This is a genomic window from Pandoraea capi, assembly GCF_902459735.1.
In the GTDB taxonomy this organism is placed as follows: Bacteria; Pseudomonadota; Gammaproteobacteria; order Burkholderiales; family Burkholderiaceae; genus Pandoraea; species Pandoraea capi.
Genome location: NZ_CABPRV010000010.1, coordinates 113,683 through 132,200, shown reverse-complemented (window position 1 = coordinate 132,200; position 18,518 = coordinate 113,683). Strand labels below are relative to the sequence as shown.

Genomic DNA, 18,518 nt, shown 5'->3' with positions numbered 1-18,518 from the left:
TTTTGTTGATTTGCAGTGTAGTTAAACTACAATGCAGTGTCAAAGTTGCGCTCTCCCAGTGACACGTGGACGTCTTGTCATGAACACGCCTTCACCCTATACCTTTGTGTTGTTCGGCGCTACCGGCGATTTGTCGCTGCGCAAAGTGCTGCCGTCGTTGTTCCGCGCCTTTCGTACCGGGCAGCTCGGGCCGGAGCCGGCAGGCGACACTGGACTCGCTAGCGGTCTCGATACCGGCCGCATCCTCGCCATTGCGCGCAAGCCGATGGACGCGGCGGAATATCACGCTTGGTGCGAAGAACACGTGCGCAAGCACATCAAACCGGATGTCTGGGACGAAGACGCGTGGCGGCGCTTTCTCGCCACCATCGACTACATGCCGCTCGATCTCGGCCGCGAAGCCGAATTCGGGGTGCTGGCCGACCGGCTGTCGAAGCGTCCCGGCGTACGCATCTTCTATCTCGCGACCGGCCCGTCGCTGTTCATTCCCATTTGTGAAGGCTTGCGCAGCGCCAAGCTCAACGAGAACAGCCGCATCGTGCTCGAAAAGCCGCTGGGGCACGATCTGGCCTCGTCGGAGGCGATCAACGACGCCGTCGGCGCGATCTTCCGCGAGGATCAGATCTACCGGATCGACCACTACCTCGGCAAAGAGGCGGTGCAAAACCTGCTGGCGCTGCGCTTCGGCAACGCGATCTTCGAGCCATTGTGGCGGCGTGAACTGATCGACAGCATCCAGATCACGATTGCCGAGGAGATCGGTGTCGAAGGGCGCGGCGAGTTCTACGAACAGACCGGCGCGCTACGCGACATGGTGCAGAATCACTTGCTGCAACTGCTCGCCATCGTGGCCATGGAGCCGCCGCTGTCGATGGATGCCGACGCCGTGCGCGACGAAAAGATGCGGGTGCTGCGCTCGCTGCGTCATCTGGACGACGAGAGCGTCGCGCGCAATGTCGTGCGCGGGCAGTACGGCGGCGGCGCGATCGGCAAGTCGGCGGTGCCGGCCTACGTCGACGAGCCGGGCGTGCCGTCCGACAGTCAGACGGAGACGTTCGTGGCGCTCAAGGCCGACATCGACAACTGGCGCTGGGCAGGCGTGCCGTTCTTCCTGCGCACCGGCAAGCGGCTCGGCGAGCGTGTGGCGGAGATCGTCGTGAACTATCGCGCGACGCCGTATCCGCTGCTTGGCGATGTGACCGCGCAGCCCGGTGTGAACCGTCTCGTGATTCGCCTGCAACCGAACGAATCGATTCGTCTCTATTGCCTGGCGAAGCAGCCGGGCGAGGGCATGAACCTGCAATCGGTGCACCTCGATCTGGCATTCGACCAGTTCTTCAAGGGACACCGGATGGATGCCTACGAGCGCTTGCTGCTCGATGTCATCAACGGCCGTCTCGCGCTCTTCGTGCGACGCGACGAGCAAGAGCAGGCGTGGCGCTGGGTGGCGCCGATTCAGGCGTACTGGTCGCGTCAGCACAAAGGACCGAAGCGATACGCCGCCGGGACGTGGGGGCCGCCCGCCGCGAGCGCGCTGCTCACGCAGTACGGCACGAGTTGGGTGGAAGAGGACAACTGATAACGTCCACCCCCAGGCAACGGAGGCAGACACGCATGATTCATTGGCGCACCTTTCCGACGCGCGACGCCCAGGCGCACGCCCTCGCGAACGCCGTCGTCGCGGGCATCGACGAAGCGCTGACGATTCGTCCGCGCGCGTTGCTCGCCGTGTCCGGCGGCACGAGCCCCCGGGCGTTTCTCTCGCAGCTTGCGCGCTTGCCGGTCGCGTGGCGCAACGTCGACATCACACTGGTCGACGATCGCTGGTTACCACCTGACCACGCCGACAGCAACGCGCGTCTGCTCTGCGAGACGTTACTGCCCGGCGCGACGGGCGCGCGCTGGCTGCCGCTCGTCGATACCGCGACGGCCGCCGCCTTGCAGGTGCGCACGCTCAACGACACGTGGACGCACGGCGTGCCGCAGGTCTGCGTGCTCGGCATGGGCGAGGACGGGCATACGGCATCGCTGTTTGCCGACGCCCCTCAGTGGCACGACGCCGTCACCACCCACGACAAGTTCGTTCTCGTGCAGCCGCAGCGCGCGCCGTATCAACGCGTGTCGTGGTCGCTCGCCGCGCTCGCCGCCTGCGATCGCCTACTCCTGCAAATTCAGGGGCACGCCAAGCGCGCCGTGCTCGAAGCCGCACAGGCAGACGAACAGGACAACGCCATCTCCCGGCTGATCCACCGCGAAGGAGTCAAGATCGATGTCTTCTGGAGTGAGGAATAATCCGCCGCATCTGAGCGGCCCGCGCCTGCTGGCCGATATCGGCGGCACCAACGCCCGCTTCGCGCTGGAGATTGCGCCGGGCGACCTCGTCGAGATCCGCGATTACGCCTGCGACGACTACGCCGGTGTGCCGGAGGTCATCCGCGCCTATCTCGACGACGCCGATCACGCCGAACCGGTACAACACGCCGCCATCGCCATCGCCAATCCGATCGAAGGCGATGAGATCCGCATGACCAATCGCGACTGGCACTTCTCCATCGAAGCAACGCGCCGCGCGCTGCGCTTCGAGACGTTGCTGGTCGTCAACGATTTCACGGCGCTGGCGATGGCGCTGCCCTACCTGACGGATGCGCAGAAGCATCCGGTCGGCGGTGGCGAGCCGCGTCCGAATGGTGTGCTGGGGCTGCTGGGGCCGGGCACCGGTGTCGGCGTGTCGGGCCTGATTCCTGCCGGCGACCGTTGGATCGCGCTCGGCAGCGAAGGCGGTCACGCCACGTTCGCGCCGGCGGACGAGCGCGAGATCGATGTTCTGCGCTACGCATGGAAGCATTTTCCGCATGTCTCGTTCGAGCGTCTCGTCGCTGGCCCCGGTATGGCACTCGTCTATCAGGCGCTGGCCGAGCGTGCGGGACAACGTGTCGACTCGCTGGAGACGCCGGCCATCGTCAAGCTCGCGCAGTCTGGCGACAAACTGGCGCGCGAGACCGTCGACTGTTTCTGCGCCATGCTCGGCACGCTCGCGGGCAACGTCGCGGTGTCGCTCGGCGCGGTCGGTGGCGTGTACCTCGGCGGTGGCGTGATCCCGAAGCTCGGCAAGTTGTTCGAGGATTCGCCGTTCCGCCAGCGTTTCGAAGCCAAGGGACGTTTCGAGGCCTATCTGAAGAAGATACCGACGTACGTCATCACGGCCGATCATCCGGCGTTTCTCGGTACGTCCGCGATCCTTGCCGAGCAACTCGGCACACACGCGGCTGGTGCGGGCGCGCTGATCGACCGTCTGCATCGTCTGCGCGATCGTCTGAGTCCGGCGGAACAACGTGTGGCCGAACTGACCCTCAAGCAGCCGCGTGCACTGCTCGCCGAACCGGTTGCAGAGATCGCACGTCTGGCGCGGGTGAGTCAGCCCACGGTCATTCGCTTCTGTCGCAAGCTGGGCTGTCAGGGACTCTCGGACTTCAAGCTCAAGCTCGCGAGCGCGCTGACGGGCACGCTGCCGGTGCGTCACGGGCAGGTGCACGTAGGCGACACGGCGGCAGAGTTCAGCGCCAAGGTGCTCGACAACACCGTGTCGTCGATTCTGCAAATGCGCGAGCATCTCGACGCTCGCACCGTGGAGGCGGCCGTGACGCTGCTCGACGGCGCGCGTCGTATCGAGTTCTACGGGCTGGGCAACTCGGGCGTGATCGCGCAGGACGCCCACTACAAGTTCTTCCGCTTCGGCAAACCGACCATTGCCTATGGAGACCCTTATCTGCTGCAAGCGTCGGCGGGGTTGCTCGGTGAGGGCGACGTGGTCGTGGCGATTTCGGCCTCGGGCCGCTCGGCGGATCTGAACCGCGCCGTCGACATCGCGCTCACGCGCGGTGCGAAGGTCATCGCGCTGACTGCACGCAATTCACCGCTCGCGCGCAAGGCGACGCTGGTGTTGCCGAACGATCACGTCGAGACGATGGGGGCACACGTCACCATGATCGCGCGCATTCTGCATCTCGCTGCCATCGACGTGCTGGCTGTGGGCGTTGCCATTCGACGGGCGGGGCCGGGGGCGGAAACCGCCGGCGAGGGCGCGCTCGACTGGCTCGGTCACGGCAGCGGTCAGGATTCGGGAACGCCCGCCGCAGCGTGATGCCTTGCCGTGTGCATCGGCGGATCGTATCCGATCTCGCCGAATACCGTATTTAGGGACGGATCGCCGCGTTGGTCATGTTGGGGAAAACGGCGGCGATGCTGCGGACGCCGAATCTTCGCCGCCTTGATATCCCTAAACATGTTCAGCATAATGGGCATATGAAAGTGACCGATTCCGCCCAACGTTTCGGCTTTCTCGTGGCAGACATCCAACGTCTGTTCGGGCGCCGCTTCGAGCAGTTTGCACAGCGCACGCTGCCGATGACACGTGCCCAATGTCGTTTGCTGGCCTATCTCTCCGTCAATCGCGGCGTGAGTCAGACAGTGCTCGCCGACATCCTTGAAACCCCGCCGCAGACGCTCGCCCGCACGCTGGAACGTATGGAAGAGGCGGGCTGGGTGCGTCGCCGTGCGGATGCGCGCGATCCGCGGATCGAACGTCTGTTCGTCACGCGTACGGCCGTTGCACAGCTACAGATCGCCCGCAAGCTCTCCGACGACGTCCGCGACGAGGCGCTGCATGGCCTGACCGCCTTCGAAGCCGTGCAGCTCACGCAGTTGCTGCAAAAAGTGCAGCGCAATCTCAACAACGTCGTGCCCACGCCGCTCGACACGGTCGTGCCCGCGATGCTGCGTCGTGATTCGGCGGATGCCGTGGGTGCGGCAAGCACGAACGACGGTGCACCCCCGACGCGGCTCGACGCTGCCGAATCGACCGACGGCGGTTTGTCGGAATTCACCGACTTGCGGCCACAGTAGTCCGCGCCTAGCATGGGAAGTCTCCTTACCTAACCCGGAGACTGACATGACGAATCACGTGTACAAGCAGATCGAACTTACCGGCTCGTCGACGAAATCCATCGAAGACGCGGTCAGCGGCGCCATCGAGCGCGCGAGCAAGACCCTGCGCAATCTGAACTGGTTCGAGATCACTGAAACGCGTGGCCATATCGAGAACGGCAAGGTCGCGCACTGGCAAGTCACGTTGAAGGTCGGGATGCGTCTGGAAGACTGAGCGTCGGTTGTCCCGGCCGGGAATTCGTGTGTCATCCCGGCCGGGATGCCCGTGTGAAATCCTGTTCGGGATCGCCCCGGGCACTGCGTGATTTCCCGGCCTTCGGTCCTCCGACGTCCTTCTGCAATGTTCCCCGTCGTTCTTGCACTTTCCTGCGTTTTCGTCGCCCCGGAAAATGGGAATCGACGGACTTCAATAGCCCGCAGATGTCGTACAGTCGTGTCACAATAGGCGCATACTCCAGATCATGAAAAAGACAGAAGAGGTTTGCGCATGTCCGAACAAGAACCGGTCCATGCCACCCGATCGATCGCAGATCCGGTGGAAGCCGTCGCCTACCTGAAGACGATTTACGACGCCAACACGGCGTATCTTCGCGCCGCCTTCGAGCGCTTCTCCAAGCAGAAAGATCAGGTGCGTCGCGTGAGCGCGCATTACCCGTTCATCCGCATCACCACGGAAGACATCACCCAGCTCGACAAGCGCCTCTCCTACGGTTTCGTGTCGGGCCCGGGCAGCTATCAGACAACCGTCACCCGCCCCGATCTGTTCGAGAACTACTACATCGAGCAGCTTCGGCGTCTTGCCCATAACCATGGCGTGGCGTTCGAAGTCGGCGTCTCCGACGAACCGATTCCGGTGCACTTCGCCTATCAGGACGGCGTGTATCTCGAGGGCGATCTCGATCAGACGCACCTGCGCGCCATGCGCACGGTGTTCGACGTGCCCGATCTGGCGAAGATGGACGACAGCATCGTCAACGGCACGCGCGATCCGCTGCCCGGCGAGATTCTGCCGTTGGCGCTGTTCACGGCGCCGCGCGTCGATTACTCGCTGCATCGCCTGCGTCATTACACGGCCACCTCGCCCGAGAATTTCCAGAATTACGTGCTCTTCACCAACTACCAGTTCTATATCGACGAATTCGTCGAACTGGGTCGCGAGTTGATGAGCGACACCGACGATCCCGCGCTGCGCGAGTACCGCAGTCAGTACACCGCATTCGTCGAGCCGGGCAACGTCACGCACTGGAATCAGAACCTCGACGCGCGAGCCGAAGAGGGCATGGCGCCGCCGCGTCTGCCGCAGATGCCCGCGTATCACCTGGTGCGTCCCGACAATACGGGCATCACGATGGTGAATATCGGCGTCGGACCGTCGAACGCGAAGACCATCACCGATCACATCGCCGTGCTGCGCCCGCACGCGTGGGTGATGCTGGGACACTGCGCGGGGCTGCGCAATTCTCAGCGTCTGGGAGACTACTGCCTCGCGCATGGGTATGTGCGCGAGGACCACGTGCTCGACGACGACCTGCCGCTGTGGGTGCCCGTGCCGCCGCTGGCCGAGGTGCAGGTCGCGCTGGAGCGCGCCGTGGCCGATGTCACGCAACTCGACGACTTCGAACTCAAGCGTGTGATGCGTACGGGCACGGTGGTGACCGTCGATAACCGCAACTGGGAATTGCGCGATCACCGCGAGCCGGTGCAACGCATGAGCCAGAGCCGCGCGATTGCGCTCGATATGGAGAGTGCGACGATTGCCGCCAACGGGTTCCGTTTCCGTGTGCCGTACGGCACGTTGCTGTGCGTGAGCGACAAGCCGCTGCATGGCGAGCTGAAGTTGCCGGGCATGGCCGACCGCTTCTATCGCGAGCGCGTCGATCAGCATCTGAAGATCGGCGTCAAGGCGATGGAGCTGCTGCGCGACAACGGTCTGGACCGGCTGCACAGTCGCAAGCTGCGCAGTTTCAACGAAGTCGCGTTCCAGTAACGCGACCCGGCGGCCGCGATGTTTCGTCGATTGAAACTCGCCGCCGCCCCCCGCCTGCCCCGTATCACGGGGCGTTGCGGCCCGTGCGTGCACGCGGCCGACTCCGGTAGCACAATCCCCTCAGACACCGGCTGCGCGCTGCGCACCGGTGTTTTCGTTTCTCGTCATCAAGGATCATCGTGGAGATAGTCAACCACGTCGTGCCTTGGGCAGCGCACGACACTCGCCTTCTGCTGTCCTGTCTCGTCGGCCTCGTGGCCATCATCGTTTTCATTAGCGCGCTGAAGCTCTCGCCGTTCCTGTCGATTCTCATCGGCACGTTCATCGCAGGGCTAGGCGCAGGCTTGCCGCTCGAAGCGGTGGCGAGTTCGTTCAGCAAAGGGGCGGGGAGCCTGCTCGGCGACGCCGGCATGATCATCGCGCTCGGGGCCATGCTAGGCGCGTTGATGGCCGACACCGGGGCGGCAGACCGGATCGTGACCGTGCTGCTCAAGTTCGCCAAAGGGTCGGCGTTGCCGTGGATGATGGCGCTCGTCGCCATGATCATCGGCCTGCCGCTCTTCTTCGAAGTGGGCCTCGTCATGATGGTGCCGATCATCTTCGTGATGGCGCGTCGTGCGAATACGCCGATTCTGCGTGTCGCGATCCCTGCGCTGGCGGGCATGACGACGCTGCATGCGCTGGTGCCGCCGCATCCGGGACCGCTGATCGCCGTGTCGGCGCTGCATGCCGATCTGGGCATGACGATGGGCCTCGGTCTGCTGATCGCCATCCCGGCGGTGATTCTCGCCGGGCCGTTGTATGGCATGTGGCTCGCACCGCGTCTGCACGTGGAAGCGCCGCAACAACTCGGCGATCTGTTCACCAAGCGCGACGACGACGTCGCCCCGCCGCCGTTCGCAGCGGCGCTGCTGGTGATTCTGATGCCGGTGGTGCTCATGCTGGGCCGCACGCTCGCCAAGGTGGCGCTCACGCCGGAAACCCCGGTGTTCGACGCGCTCAACTTCCTGGGCGAGCCGATCATCGCGCTGGCGCTCACGGTCGTCGTCGCGATCGTGGTGCTGGGATGGGGGCGTGGTTTGCCGCGCGCCCGCGTGGGCGAGACGCTGCGTCGCGCGTTGCCGCCGATTGCCGGGCTGCTGCTCACCATCGGTGCAGGTGGCGGTCTGAAGCAGGCGCTGGTGACGGCAGGCATCGCCACGACCATCGGCAAGGTGGCCGTCGGCACGCACATGCCGCTGATTCTGCTGGCATGGCTGATCGCCGTGGCGCTGCGTCAGGCGACCGGTTCGGCGACGGTGGCTACCACGACCACGGCGGGCATCGTCGCGCCGCTGGTGATGCATCTGCCGCCGGTGCAGGGCTCGCTCATCGCCTTGGCGATCGGCGCGGGTTCGGTGTTCTTCTGCCACGTCAACGACGCGGGCTTCTGGATGGTGCGCGAGTACTTCGGCCTGAAGCTCAAGGAGACGCTGTGGGTCTGGTCCGTCTTGCAGACGATCGTATCCGTCGTCGGTCTGGTGATGACGCTGTTGCTCTGGCAATTGCTGGTGTAACTTGCCTTGCCTGACGGCATGAAAAAAGCGCGCTGACCTTCCGGTCGCGCGCTTTTTCGTTGGTGGCAGTGACGGTCTGGTGGATCGTCTGCCCGATGCGTCGCCGTGTGCTCAGGAAAACACGCGTTTGGCGTGAATGCCGAGACCCAGCGCCACGCTGGCGAGGCGGTCGCCGAAGACTGGCGTGGCCTTCGGGAAGGCGGCGCACATCGCACCGGACAGGCAACGCAGGCCGGTCGAGCCGCCGGTGAAGTACAACGCATCCACGTCTTCCGGACGCAGCCCGGCGAGCGATGCCGTATGCACGGCGCCGGCCGTGATGCTCGCGATCTCGTCGCTGACTGCGTCGACCAGCGCCGTTTCCGAGAACGCGACACTCAGTTCACGCTCGATCACCGAAAGATCGATGCGGGTCTCGCCACCGGCGGATACGTCGATCTTGGCGTCTTCCGCGTGGCCCACGAGCGCGTGTCCAAGGCGTTGCTCGACGGTGCGCATGAGGCGACGATGGTGCGCCGGATCTGCATAGAGATGGGCCGTGAGCGCAAGCTCGCCGACACGCTTGGGCGTGTAGACGGTATTGATCAGGTGCCACGTGGCCAGATCGAAGTAAATGCGGTTCGGCACTTCCTTGCCATCCGGGCCAAGTGCTTTGTAGCCGAGTTCGCGCAGGATCGTCGCCAGTTCGATGCGGCGGTCGAAGTCCGTCCCCGCGATGTGCACGCCGTGATGCGCGAGCACGTCGTTCTTGCGATCCAGATGACGGGCACGCTCCGGGCCGACACGCACCAGCGAGAAGTCCGACGTACCGCCGCCGATGTCGATGACGAGCACTTGCTGCTCTTGCGTGAGACGCGACTCGTAATCGAAGGCGGCCGCGATCGGTTCGAACTGGAACTGAACGTCCTTGAAGCCCACGTCGCGCGCGCTTTGCTCAAGCGAGCGTTGTGCGGCGGCATCGGCCTTGGGGTCGTCGTCGACGAAGAAGACCGGGCGCCCCATGACCACATGGCGCAGTTCGCCGCCGTCGGCCTTGAGGGCGTGCGTGCGCAGATGACGCAGGAACGTGGCGATGATGTCGATGTAGCGCATCGCCGAACCGTTACCGAGGTCGGTGGTGCTTTCGATCAGGGAGGAGCCGAGCAGGCTTTTGAGCGAGCGCATGAGGCGCCCGTCGTAACCATCGATATAGTCGGAGACGGCTTGACGGCCGAACGACGCCCGGCCGCCTTCGTCGGCGTTGAAGAACACGGCCGTGGGCAGTGTGCCGTAGCCGGCTTCCAGTTCGACCAGACGCATGGCGCCGCCGCTTTGCACGGCGACGGCAGAATTCGAAGTGCCGAAATCGATGGCGCAGAAACTCATGGCATTTGCGGCTCGCGCGGGCGAGCCGTAAAAGGTCGGCAGTGTAGCACGGCCGGACGGTCGGCCGCATGAATGCGCTCAGACCGACGATTTCGACGATTTCGCATCGGGCTGGGCCGAGGGCAGCGTGCGCAGGCTGCTGACGACGGCGGCGACGGCCGCGAAGGCTGCAGCCACATACAGCGAGGCTCGCGTGCCATACCCTTGCGGCGCCACGCTGAACACCAGCGCGACCAGCGCAGCACCGGTCGTCTGTCCGGTCAGGCGGGCGGTGCCGAGCATGCCGCTCGCGCCACCGGTGCGATGTTTCGGCGCGGACATGAGCATCGCGTAGTTGTTCGGCGACTGAAACAGACCGAAGCCGAAGCCGCACAACGCCATGCGCCAGACGATATCGAGCGAGGTCGGTTGTGCAGGCAGCAAGCCGAGCGCGAGCAGCCCCAGCGCGAACGTGGCCAGCCCGATCGCGCCGAGCAGGCCCGGTTTGTAGTGTTCAAGCAGACGTCCGGCCAAGGGAGCGACGACCACGATGGTGAGCGGCCACGCCGTCATCAGCAGGCCGGTCTGCACGTGATCGAAGCCGAGCGTGTCCTGAAGGAAGAACGGCAGCGAGACGAAGGCGAGCATCTGCGCGCAGAACGAGGCCATCGACGTACAGATCGAGAGCCCGAAAATCGGAATGCGCAGCAGATCGACGGGCAACAGCGGCACGGGCTGGCTGCGCTGGCGTCGCACGAACACCGTGCCGATGACCACGGCGGCCACGAGTTCGACCGCCACGAGCCAGCGTTCCTGTCCGTGACCGAAGGAATCGATCCCGGAGATGAGCAGCCCGAACGTCAGTGCGCTCAGCAGGGCGCCCGTCCAGTCGAATGGATGCGAGGCGCGCGCGCTGTCGGGCAGCGAGCGCACGGCGATGACGAACGCGACGATGCCCAGCGGGACATTGATCGCGAAAAGCCACGGCCAGTGGGCGATGGACAGGACACCGGCGGCGATGGTCGGCCCGGCGGCGGACGAGAACGCCACGATCAGCGAGTTGAGCGCGACGCCGCGTCCGAGCCAGCGTGACGGATAGATGGCCTTCACGAGCGCGGTGTTCACGCTCATGATCCCGGCGGCGCCGAAGCCTTGTGCCACGCGCGCCAGCGTCAGGGTGACGAGCGAGTCCGACAGTGCGCAGGCCAGCGAGGCGACGGTGAAGAGCGCGAGGCCCACGGTGTACACGCGCCGGTAGCTCACGATTTCGCCCAGCGCGGCGAGCGGCAACAGGGAGATGGTGATCGCGAGTTGGTACGCGTTGACGATCCAGATCGACGTGGCGGGACTGGCGTTCAGGTCACGTGCGATGGTCGGCAGCGCAACGTTGGCGATGGCGCTGTCGAGGACCGAAAGCGAGATCGCGAGCATGACGGTCGCAACGGCCCAGAGCCGTGCGGGCATCGGCATGCCGTCGGTAAGTGTGTCGGACATGAGTGCGGCGCAGGAGACGGTCGCGCATTCATCGCGCGTCGGAATGGCGCGATGACGATGGGCGAGGGGGAAAGCGCCATCCTGCCCGAATTCCCGGAAGCGCGATTCGGCCGCCTGCAAAGCCTTGTGTTTACAAGGTTTTCGAATTTGAAGATTTGTTTTGTCTGATGAAATTAAAGTTTTATCAAATAAAACAAATGAAATTCGGGCTGGCGATGCCGTTCCGACGTGTCAGCCGCTACGCGGAAAACCTCGCGATACGCGCGTTCGCCAGCGAATGGTAAGCCGAACCATCGGCGACGGTGGCCAGATCGACCCCGCTCTCCAGAATCGCCTGCACGCCGACAGCCGCGATCGTGCTGGCGGGGGAGCGTCCCGGGCACCCGTGGGCGCCTAGTCCGAACGTCCAGGCGACGTCGTCGGACGCCGGGCCCGACGGTGCAGATGCCAGCACGACGAGAATGACGTCTCCCATGGAGAGCTTGTGCCCGCTGATGACGGCGGGCGCATGCAGGAACCGGCGCGTGTTTTGCACGGGGGGATCGAAACGGATGACGTTGCTCACGATCTGGATGGCGTGGCGCATACCGGGGGAAACGGAACCTGTCGAGTTGCCTGCCGATGGGCCGGTCGCGGTGTCCGTCGGCGCAGTGCGGGCAAGCCGTCGAAGGCTATTGGCGACGAGCCCGGCGCAGGCGTCGTGCGTCTGCGTGAACAGACCGGCGAGGTTCGCGTTCAACACGCCGAAGTCGATGCCGTCATCGCGCGCTGCGCTGCGGGCGGTGTCGCGCAGCCATGAACCGGGCGCAGCGTCGTTGTCGAGCCAACGCGCGGCGTGTCGCCGAAGTGCCGTGGCGGCATGGTGACCGAGAGCCAGCACGTTGGCGTTCGGCGAGGGTTTGCCGGATTCGGCCATCGCGGCAACCAGTCGATGGACGTCTTCGTAAACCTCGGTCCACTGCGCAGCGGGGACACCCAGCCACGCGGCGAGTCCGTAGACCGGCTGCCGGAAGACGAAGTCGTCGAGACGCGCGGCGGGCGCTTCTCCCTGAGCAAGGTAGGCATCGGCACAGGCGGCCTGTGCGGCGTCGTGCAGTCGGGCGAGCGCGTCCCGGTCGGTGCGCAGCGCAGCGAGCCGCGTGGCCAGCCACGGCTTCATCGCGCCATGGGCGGCGCCGTCGTTCATGCGCACGAGCGCACCGAACCAGTCTCCGGCGGGACCGTCTGCCAACGCCGGCGGGATCACCTTACCGGCGGGACGCACCCCGCAAGCCGGATGCCGCAGCACTTCAGCTAGCGCTTCGGGCCCGGCCGCCACCCACATGCCGAGCGATGCGTCGAAACCGAACGGACGTCGCTCGGCCAGCGTCGCGTAGTAAGGGTAAGGGTCGGGATGGACGACGGCGTCGATGGGATTCGCGGGCGCGTCGATGGATGGTGAAGCCGCGTTGGCAAGAGCGAAGGACATGGCGAGGACCGGGAGAACGAGTGTCGATGGTGCCTAGCATGCGCTCTGGCACGACCGGCACGTTTCATCACGTGCTGAAGTGTTGAACGCATGGCCGGGCCTATACTGCGATGCATATTCTTCAATGGAGTCCTGCCGTGGACACCGCACGTGACCCGACCCCGGGCGTTAGCTCCCTTGCCGCGCTTCTGGCCGACGCTGGCCGCATGACCATGCTCTGGGCATTGATGGACGGCTCGGCGCGTCCTGCCGGAGAGCTGGCGCTTGTCGCGGGGCTTTCCCCGTCCAGTGCCAGCGGGCATCTTGCGCGGTTGGTCGATGGCGGCGTGCTCGCGCAGGAGTCGCGCGGACGTCATCGTTATTTCCGCATCGCCACGCCTGAGACGGCGGCCGCTATCGAGGCGCTGGCCAGTGCGGTGCTTGCCACGCGAGAGCTTCGGCCGCGTGCGGTGCCGGTGAGTCGTGCGACGCCGGTGCCGTTGCGTCATGCCCGCACCTGCTATGACCATCTCGCCGGGGAAGTTGCCGTCGATCTTTTCTCCCGGATGCACGACAGCCGCTGGATCCGGATCGACGGAAGCGACGTCGCACTGACCGACGAGGGCGTGGGCGGGCTGACGGCCCTGGGCGTCGACCTCGATACGGCTCGCGCACGACGCCGTCGTTTCGCCTGCACCTGCCCCGACTGGAGCGAACGCAAGCCGCATCTCGGCGGCGCTTTGGGTGCAGCGCTTCTCAGTACCTGTCTCGACGCCAAATGGCTCGAACCCACACGCGAGGCACGCGCGTTACGCGTCACGCCGCTGGGCGAGCGGAAGCTGTCTGCCATCGCCGTCTGATCCATCGACGCGCAACAAATCCCGTCGCCAAAAAGAAACACCCCGCCGAGATGGGCGGGGTGCGAATGCCTTACCGGACGCTCAGATCAATTGCCCCGATAAGTCGAGTTCATCAATTCGGTCGAGCCGTGCACGTGGCCGCTGACCGGGGTGCCGTAGGTCTTGAGCACCGGATACTGGCTATCGGTCTGGGTGAGCGAGCCTTGCGCATCCATCAGTTCCTGACGCACCTGAGCGCGCGGCACGACCAGCTTTTCGCTATACACGCCCGATTGCCAGAAGAAGTTTTCGCTCGGATATCCGTTGCCGCCAGTGCCTGCGAAAGCGGCCGGAACGGCGGCCAGCCCAAGGGTTGCGGCGATCATCAGATGGGAAAGGGTGCGTGTCATGATTTTTCTCCTGTCATTGCTTTTTCTTGGTGGTCGGCCGGCTCATCTTTGAGTCCGGCACCGCCTACGCCTCTAAGGTAGGACGACCACGTCGCAGGAGTAACCACTTGCGGCGCAACAATGCATTGCGAAGAATGAAAAGCATCGAAACCCGCTTAAAACAAGGGTTTCAAGGCTGTTCGAGTGAGACGGTGGAGTTGAGCGATAACTCTAATGAAGATGTTAATAAACAGGAGTGCGACAGGATGACGCAGTCCCCCGCTCAAAACTTGTACCCAACGCCCGCCAGCCATCGCTGCGTGCTGCCACCACGGAAAATTGTTTCTCATTGGACTCGCCGCTAAGCGGACATCCGCACGCCGACGGCACATCTGTCGTCGGTACGATGCCTCTGTCCGGTGGGAAAATCCTAACAAGCGATCGCGACGCCCGGGGGGCGTCGAGAGGGGAACGTAAGGCGAAATCGGCGTTACGGCATGTTACGCAGCGGGCCGTTTCGGTGCGTGTAATGGACACATCGGCGTCGCTTCGCCGTGATGACGAAGGCGCTCACGCAGCCTGAATGTCCCGCAAGCCAAGGCATCGCGCCCGTTGGTGTGCGTCAGGCGCGCTCTGCTGCGGCGACGAAAGCTGGCGCGTCTGTCAGTAATACGGCGAGATCGGCCGCGCCCGACTTGACGACGCGGGCCGTACGCTCGCGCGTCGCGGCATCGGTGCCGACCAGCGTGCGCGGTCCGGCAACGCTCAGGGCTGCCAATGGCCTGCCGTGAGGATCGAGCACGGCGGCCGCGCAGGCGTCGATGCCTGCCTCGAAGCCGTCCTGACTCCAGGCGCATCCGGCTTCACGGTCACGGGCCAATTGAGCGTCGAGCACGGCGTAGGTGCGCGCGCTTTGTGCCGTGGCGGCTGCGAGCGGTTCGGCACCGAGCAGGGCGCGGCGGCGCTCGGTGCTCAGATGCGCGAGCAACGCGCGACCCGGCGCCGTCAGATGGGCGGTCACCCGGCTGCCCGCACGAATGTTGCTGACCAGCGGCAGGGCTGGCGTTTCGCACAACAGGTAGCGCACCTGTGCGCCGTCGAGCACCGTCAGATAGCTCGACAGGCCGGTTTCTCCCGTCACCCGGGTGAGCACGCGGCGTGCCGTTGCCAGATGATCTTCACCGGCCAGCGCGCTGGCGGCGAGCGTCAGAAAGCCGAGGCCGAGACGGTGACCGCCGTGCGGTAGGGGTTCGAGCACCCCCTCGACCTGTAACGTCTCGATCAGACGCATGACCGTCACCCGGTTCACCCCGATACGCCGGCCGACGTCGCTCATGTTCGCCGTCGAGCCGCCGTCGGCCACGTAACGCAGCAACTTCAGCGCGCGCATGACCGGCGTCACGAGACCGGTCGGCGCAGTGTCCTGTGCGTCGATGCCGGACGTGCCGGTGGTGAGTGCGTCAGCAGGCGATGCTTTCGTCATGCGTTCGATTCCATTCGTTTGGCGTCGGGCCGGAGAGAGACGGCCCGCGAGACCTCAAGCCGCGAGCGGCACTTGCCATGCGTCGTATTCGTAGACCCAGTCGGCGTTTCCGCCTTCCTTGAGCCACTGATTGCCGCGCGAGCCGATCTGCACACGGGCCGTGCGCTCGCGGCGTGCGGCTTCGTACTTCGCCAGCGCGTCGGCGAGCGTTGCGGCATCTGCCGTCGGACCGGCTTGCGTCAGGTGGCGAGACAGTACCACAGCATCTTCGATCGCCATGCCCGCGCCCTGCGCCATGAACGGCATCATCGGATGACACGCGTCGCCCAGCAGCGAGACCCGGTCACGCGACCATTGCGGCAGCGGATCGCGCACATACAACGCCGACTTGAGCACGCTGTCGCAGGCGTCGAGCAGTGCGCGGGCTTGTGCATGGTAGTCGGCGTACATGGCGCGCAGCTCGTGCACATCGCCCGGCGCGGTCCACGATTCGAGCGTCCAGCTATCTTGCGGGGTAGTGGCGAACACGAAGATGTCGCGGCCGAGATTGAGCGGGAACGTCACGATCTGGCTCGACGGCGTGGGGCCCCACCACTTCGTGAACGCACCAAGGTTCGGCACACCGCTCAGTCTGTCGGCCGGCACGACCGCACGATAGGCCACCACACCCGTGAACTCCGGCGACTCTTTGCCGAACAGGCCTGTGCGCACCACGGAGTGAATGCCATCCGCGCCGATGAGCACGTCGACGTCGTCGTGCGTGCCGTCGGCAAACGTCAGGCGGATGCTGCCGGTCTGACCTTCGCCCGGCGCTTCGAACGACACGAGCTTCTCGCCCAGCGCGATCGATTCGGCCGGCACCGCCTGCTCCAGCGCTTGCAGCAAGTCAGCGCGATGCATCGTGAGCTGCGGCGCGCCGTACTTCGTTTGGGCCATCTGCGCCATCTCGAGACGCGACGTCTCCTCCCCCGAGTCCCACGTGCGGCTGATGCGATGGCTCGGCTGTGCGGCCGTCTTGCGCAGTTCGTCGCCGACGCCGAGACCGTCGAGCGCGCGCACGGCGTTCGGCGTCAGGTTGATGTCCGCACCGACCCGGGCGAACTGTGCCGCCTGCTCGTACACGCGCACACGAAACCCTGCGCGCAGCAGACCGATGGCAGCGGCCAGACCGCCGATGCCGGCACCGTTGATGCCGATGAGAGGAGCTTGCATGGGGACATCCTTTAACGAAATTTAACGAAATTTAACGAAAGAGACGATGAATCGAAAAAATATAACGTTCAAATATGAACATGATGTTCAAATATTATTGTTTTTGATTCGATGGACTGCAACCCCTCCTCGGGTAAATCCTGAGCGCCGGCATCCAACGCGCAACGCCCGTCGTTCGGGACTTCCGGCAACGCGAACGGGACGGCCGATGCCCTGAAAACACTATGACGATGGTTCACCCGTGGTTCGAAGCACGCGCGTTATCACGCCAATTTCCGATCATCAATTCGTGTATCTCCGCTGCGAATGTCGCGCGTCTCCTGGCCTAAGCTCCGCATAGTTGGTTTCATAAGTAATCCAACGTTTCACAGGTGGAACGTAATTGGGTGGGCGTGTATGGGGATGTGACCGGCTGGGCCTGGCCGGTCGATGCGCCATGCCGGACGTATCCATCGTCTTCGAATCATGGAACATCAATGAACGACGGGAGTACACAGATGAAGCGGTTTCCGATGGGGCGGATCCCGGGCATGACGAAGCTGGCGGCGCTCATGCTGCTGGCTGCGGGCGTGCCGGTCGCAGCGCACGCGCAGAGCAACGTCACGCTGTACGGCAGCATGGATGCCGGGGTGGCATTCGTGAACAACCAGGGCGGCAGTTCGAACTGGATCGCGCAACAGGGCGGTTCACAACCGGATCGCTGGGGCTTGCGCGGCGTGGAGGATCTCGGCGGCGGCAATCGCGCCATCTTCCTGCTGGAAAACGGCTTCTCGACGCTCACGGGGAACACCCTCAAGGCCGGCGCGATGTTCAACCGCCAGTCGTGGGTCGGCTTGCAGTCGGACAGGATGGGGACCGTCACCATCGGTCACATGACCTCGTTCAACTTCGACTGGCTGGGCCCGTTCAGCACGGCCTATCTGGGCATGAACTGGTACATGTTCCACCCGGGTAATCTCGATGAACTCGCCAACACGTCCGTCGTGCAGACCGACAACTCGGTGCGCTACGTCACACCGGACTTCAAGGGGTTCAAGGCCGGCGCGATGATCTCGTTCGGCAACACGACGAACTTCGCCACCGGGCGCAAGTGGAGTGTGGCGGCGAACTACACGAACGGCGGCTTCAAGGCGTCTGCGGTGTACTCGAACGAAAACGACCGCACGCCGAACGTCGCCGTGCTCGGTGGCGCCACGTTCCAGGGGCAGCCTGTCGCGACTTACGCGGCGCAGAACGTCGAAAACATGGGCGCCGGGGTTTCGTATGGCTTCGGGCCTTGGCTGCTGCACGCGTTGTACACGCGCGTGAAACTCCAGTCGCCGGGCGGCAGCGACACGTATCAGGCCTTCGACGGTGGCGTGAACTATGCGACGAGCGTCGCCAACACGATCACCTTCGGTGCGGCCACGACGAACATGTCCGGCAAGCGCTGGACGCAGGTCAGCCTTGGCGATGTCTACGCGTTCTCGAAGCGCACGCAGGTGTACGTGAGCGGCGCCTATCAATACGCCAGCGGCAATGGCGCGGTCACGGCGATCAACACGATCAGCCCGTCGTCGACGTCCAACCAGCTTGTGATCATGTCGGGTGTGCATCACTCGTTCTGACACGCACTGATTCACCCAGTGGTCTCTCTTGACGCGCCGGCCGGGCTATCGCTCGCCGGCGTTTTTTTATCGCCGAGCGCTCGAATGTTCCCGCTTCACTCCGATGAATTCGGGTTTCCCCTAGGCAAAAAAAATTTTGACTGCGCTTGCCACTCCCTATAATTGATCCATAAGTAAATCAACGTTTCACCAATGAAACGTGATGCGAAAGAGAAA

Annotated in this window: 15 protein-coding genes; 9 read left to right on the top strand and 6 right to left on the bottom strand. The window is 64.4% G+C overall.

Annotated features, from left to right (window positions below):
- Positions 1–79 precede the first annotated feature (79 nt).
- The 7 genes from zwf (at position 80) to PCA20602_RS19400 (ending at position 8,487) form a co-directional block, all read left to right on the top strand.
- On the top strand, positions 80–1,579 hold the full coding sequence (gene zwf / locus PCA20602_RS19430) for a glucose-6-phosphate dehydrogenase (protein WP_150722604.1): 1,500 nt from the start codon (positions 80–82) through the stop codon (positions 1,577–1,579).
- Between the two features lie 35 nt (positions 1,580–1,614).
- Positions 1,615–2,292 (top strand): 6-phosphogluconolactonase, encoded by a 678-nt coding sequence (gene pgl, locus PCA20602_RS19425; RefSeq protein WP_150722603.1) that lies wholly within the window; start codon positions 1,615–1,617, stop codon positions 2,290–2,292.
- Entirely contained in the window at positions 2,270–4,141 is a 1,872-nt protein-coding gene (locus tag PCA20602_RS19420) for a bifunctional transcriptional regulator/glucokinase (protein ID WP_174981335.1), read from the top strand. Before pgl ends, PCA20602_RS19420 begins: the two co-directional genes overlap by 23 nt.
- 161 nt (positions 4,142–4,302) lie before the next feature.
- Positions 4,303–4,902, top strand: coding sequence for a MarR family winged helix-turn-helix transcriptional regulator (locus tag PCA20602_RS19415; protein ID WP_174981332.1), 600 nt, complete (start codon positions 4,303–4,305; stop codon positions 4,900–4,902).
- A 46-nt stretch (positions 4,903–4,948) separates the two neighbouring features.
- Entirely contained in the window at positions 4,949–5,158 is a 210-nt protein-coding gene (locus PCA20602_RS19410) for a dodecin (protein ID WP_150722601.1), read from the top strand.
- Positions 5,159–5,431: 273 nt separating this feature from the next.
- Positions 5,432–6,931 carry an AMP nucleosidase gene (locus tag PCA20602_RS19405; RefSeq protein WP_150722600.1) on the top strand — a complete coding sequence of 500 codons (1,500 nt, stop codon included), beginning with the start codon at positions 5,432–5,434 and terminating at the stop codon, positions 6,929–6,931.
- Between the two features lie 179 nt (positions 6,932–7,110).
- Positions 7,111–8,487: a GntT/GntP/DsdX family permease gene (locus PCA20602_RS19400; protein WP_083253593.1), complete on the top strand. Its 1,377-nt coding sequence runs from the start codon at positions 7,111–7,113 to the stop codon at positions 8,485–8,487.
- Positions 8,488–8,598: 111 nt separating this feature from the next.
- Here the strand turns inward: PCA20602_RS19400 and PCA20602_RS19395 are convergent, their stop codons facing one another.
- From PCA20602_RS19395 to PCA20602_RS19385, 3 genes are all read right to left on the bottom strand, one after another.
- Positions 8,599–9,852, bottom strand: coding sequence for an Hsp70 family protein (locus tag PCA20602_RS19395; protein WP_150722599.1), 1,254 nt, complete (start codon positions 9,850–9,852; stop codon positions 8,599–8,601).
- 78 nt (positions 9,853–9,930) lie between these two features.
- Positions 9,931–11,325 (bottom strand): MFS transporter, encoded by a 1,395-nt coding sequence (locus tag PCA20602_RS19390; protein WP_150722598.1) that lies wholly within the window; start codon positions 11,323–11,325, stop codon positions 9,931–9,933.
- A 238-nt stretch (positions 11,326–11,563) separates the two neighbouring features.
- Entirely contained in the window at positions 11,564–12,793 is a 1,230-nt protein-coding gene (locus PCA20602_RS19385) for a cytochrome P450 family protein (protein WP_150722597.1), read from the bottom strand.
- Between the two features lie 110 nt (positions 12,794–12,903).
- On the opposite strand from PCA20602_RS19385, the gene PCA20602_RS19380 reads away from it, so the two are divergent.
- Positions 12,904–13,632: an ArsR/SmtB family transcription factor gene (locus PCA20602_RS19380; protein ID WP_150722596.1), complete on the top strand. Its 729-nt coding sequence runs from the start codon at positions 12,904–12,906 to the stop codon at positions 13,630–13,632.
- Between the two features lie 86 nt (positions 13,633–13,718).
- Here PCA20602_RS19380 and PCA20602_RS19375 read toward each other — a convergent pair whose 3' ends face one another.
- The 3 genes from PCA20602_RS19375 to PCA20602_RS19365 all read right to left on the bottom strand — a co-directional run bounded on the left by PCA20602_RS19375 (position 13,719) and on the right by PCA20602_RS19365 (position 16,695).
- Positions 13,719–14,021 carry a DUF4148 domain-containing protein gene (locus PCA20602_RS19375; protein WP_150722595.1) on the bottom strand — a complete coding sequence of 101 codons (303 nt, stop codon included), beginning with the start codon at positions 14,019–14,021 and terminating at the stop codon, positions 13,719–13,721.
- Between the two features lie 601 nt (positions 14,022–14,622).
- Positions 14,623–15,483 (bottom strand): IclR family transcriptional regulator, encoded by an 861-nt coding sequence (locus PCA20602_RS19370; protein ID WP_242558166.1) that lies wholly within the window; start codon positions 15,481–15,483, stop codon positions 14,623–14,625.
- A gap of 54 nt (positions 15,484–15,537) precedes the next feature.
- Positions 15,538–16,695: an FAD-dependent monooxygenase gene (locus tag PCA20602_RS19365; RefSeq protein ID WP_150722594.1), complete on the bottom strand. Its 1,158-nt coding sequence runs from the start codon at positions 16,693–16,695 to the stop codon at positions 15,538–15,540.
- Positions 16,696–17,225: 530 nt separating this feature from the next.
- Here PCA20602_RS19365 and PCA20602_RS19360 point away from each other — a divergent pair.
- On the top strand, positions 17,226–18,302 hold the full coding sequence (locus tag PCA20602_RS19360) for a porin (RefSeq protein WP_174981370.1): 1,077 nt from the start codon (positions 17,226–17,228) through the stop codon (positions 18,300–18,302).
- Positions 18,303–18,518: the final 216 nt, after the last annotated feature.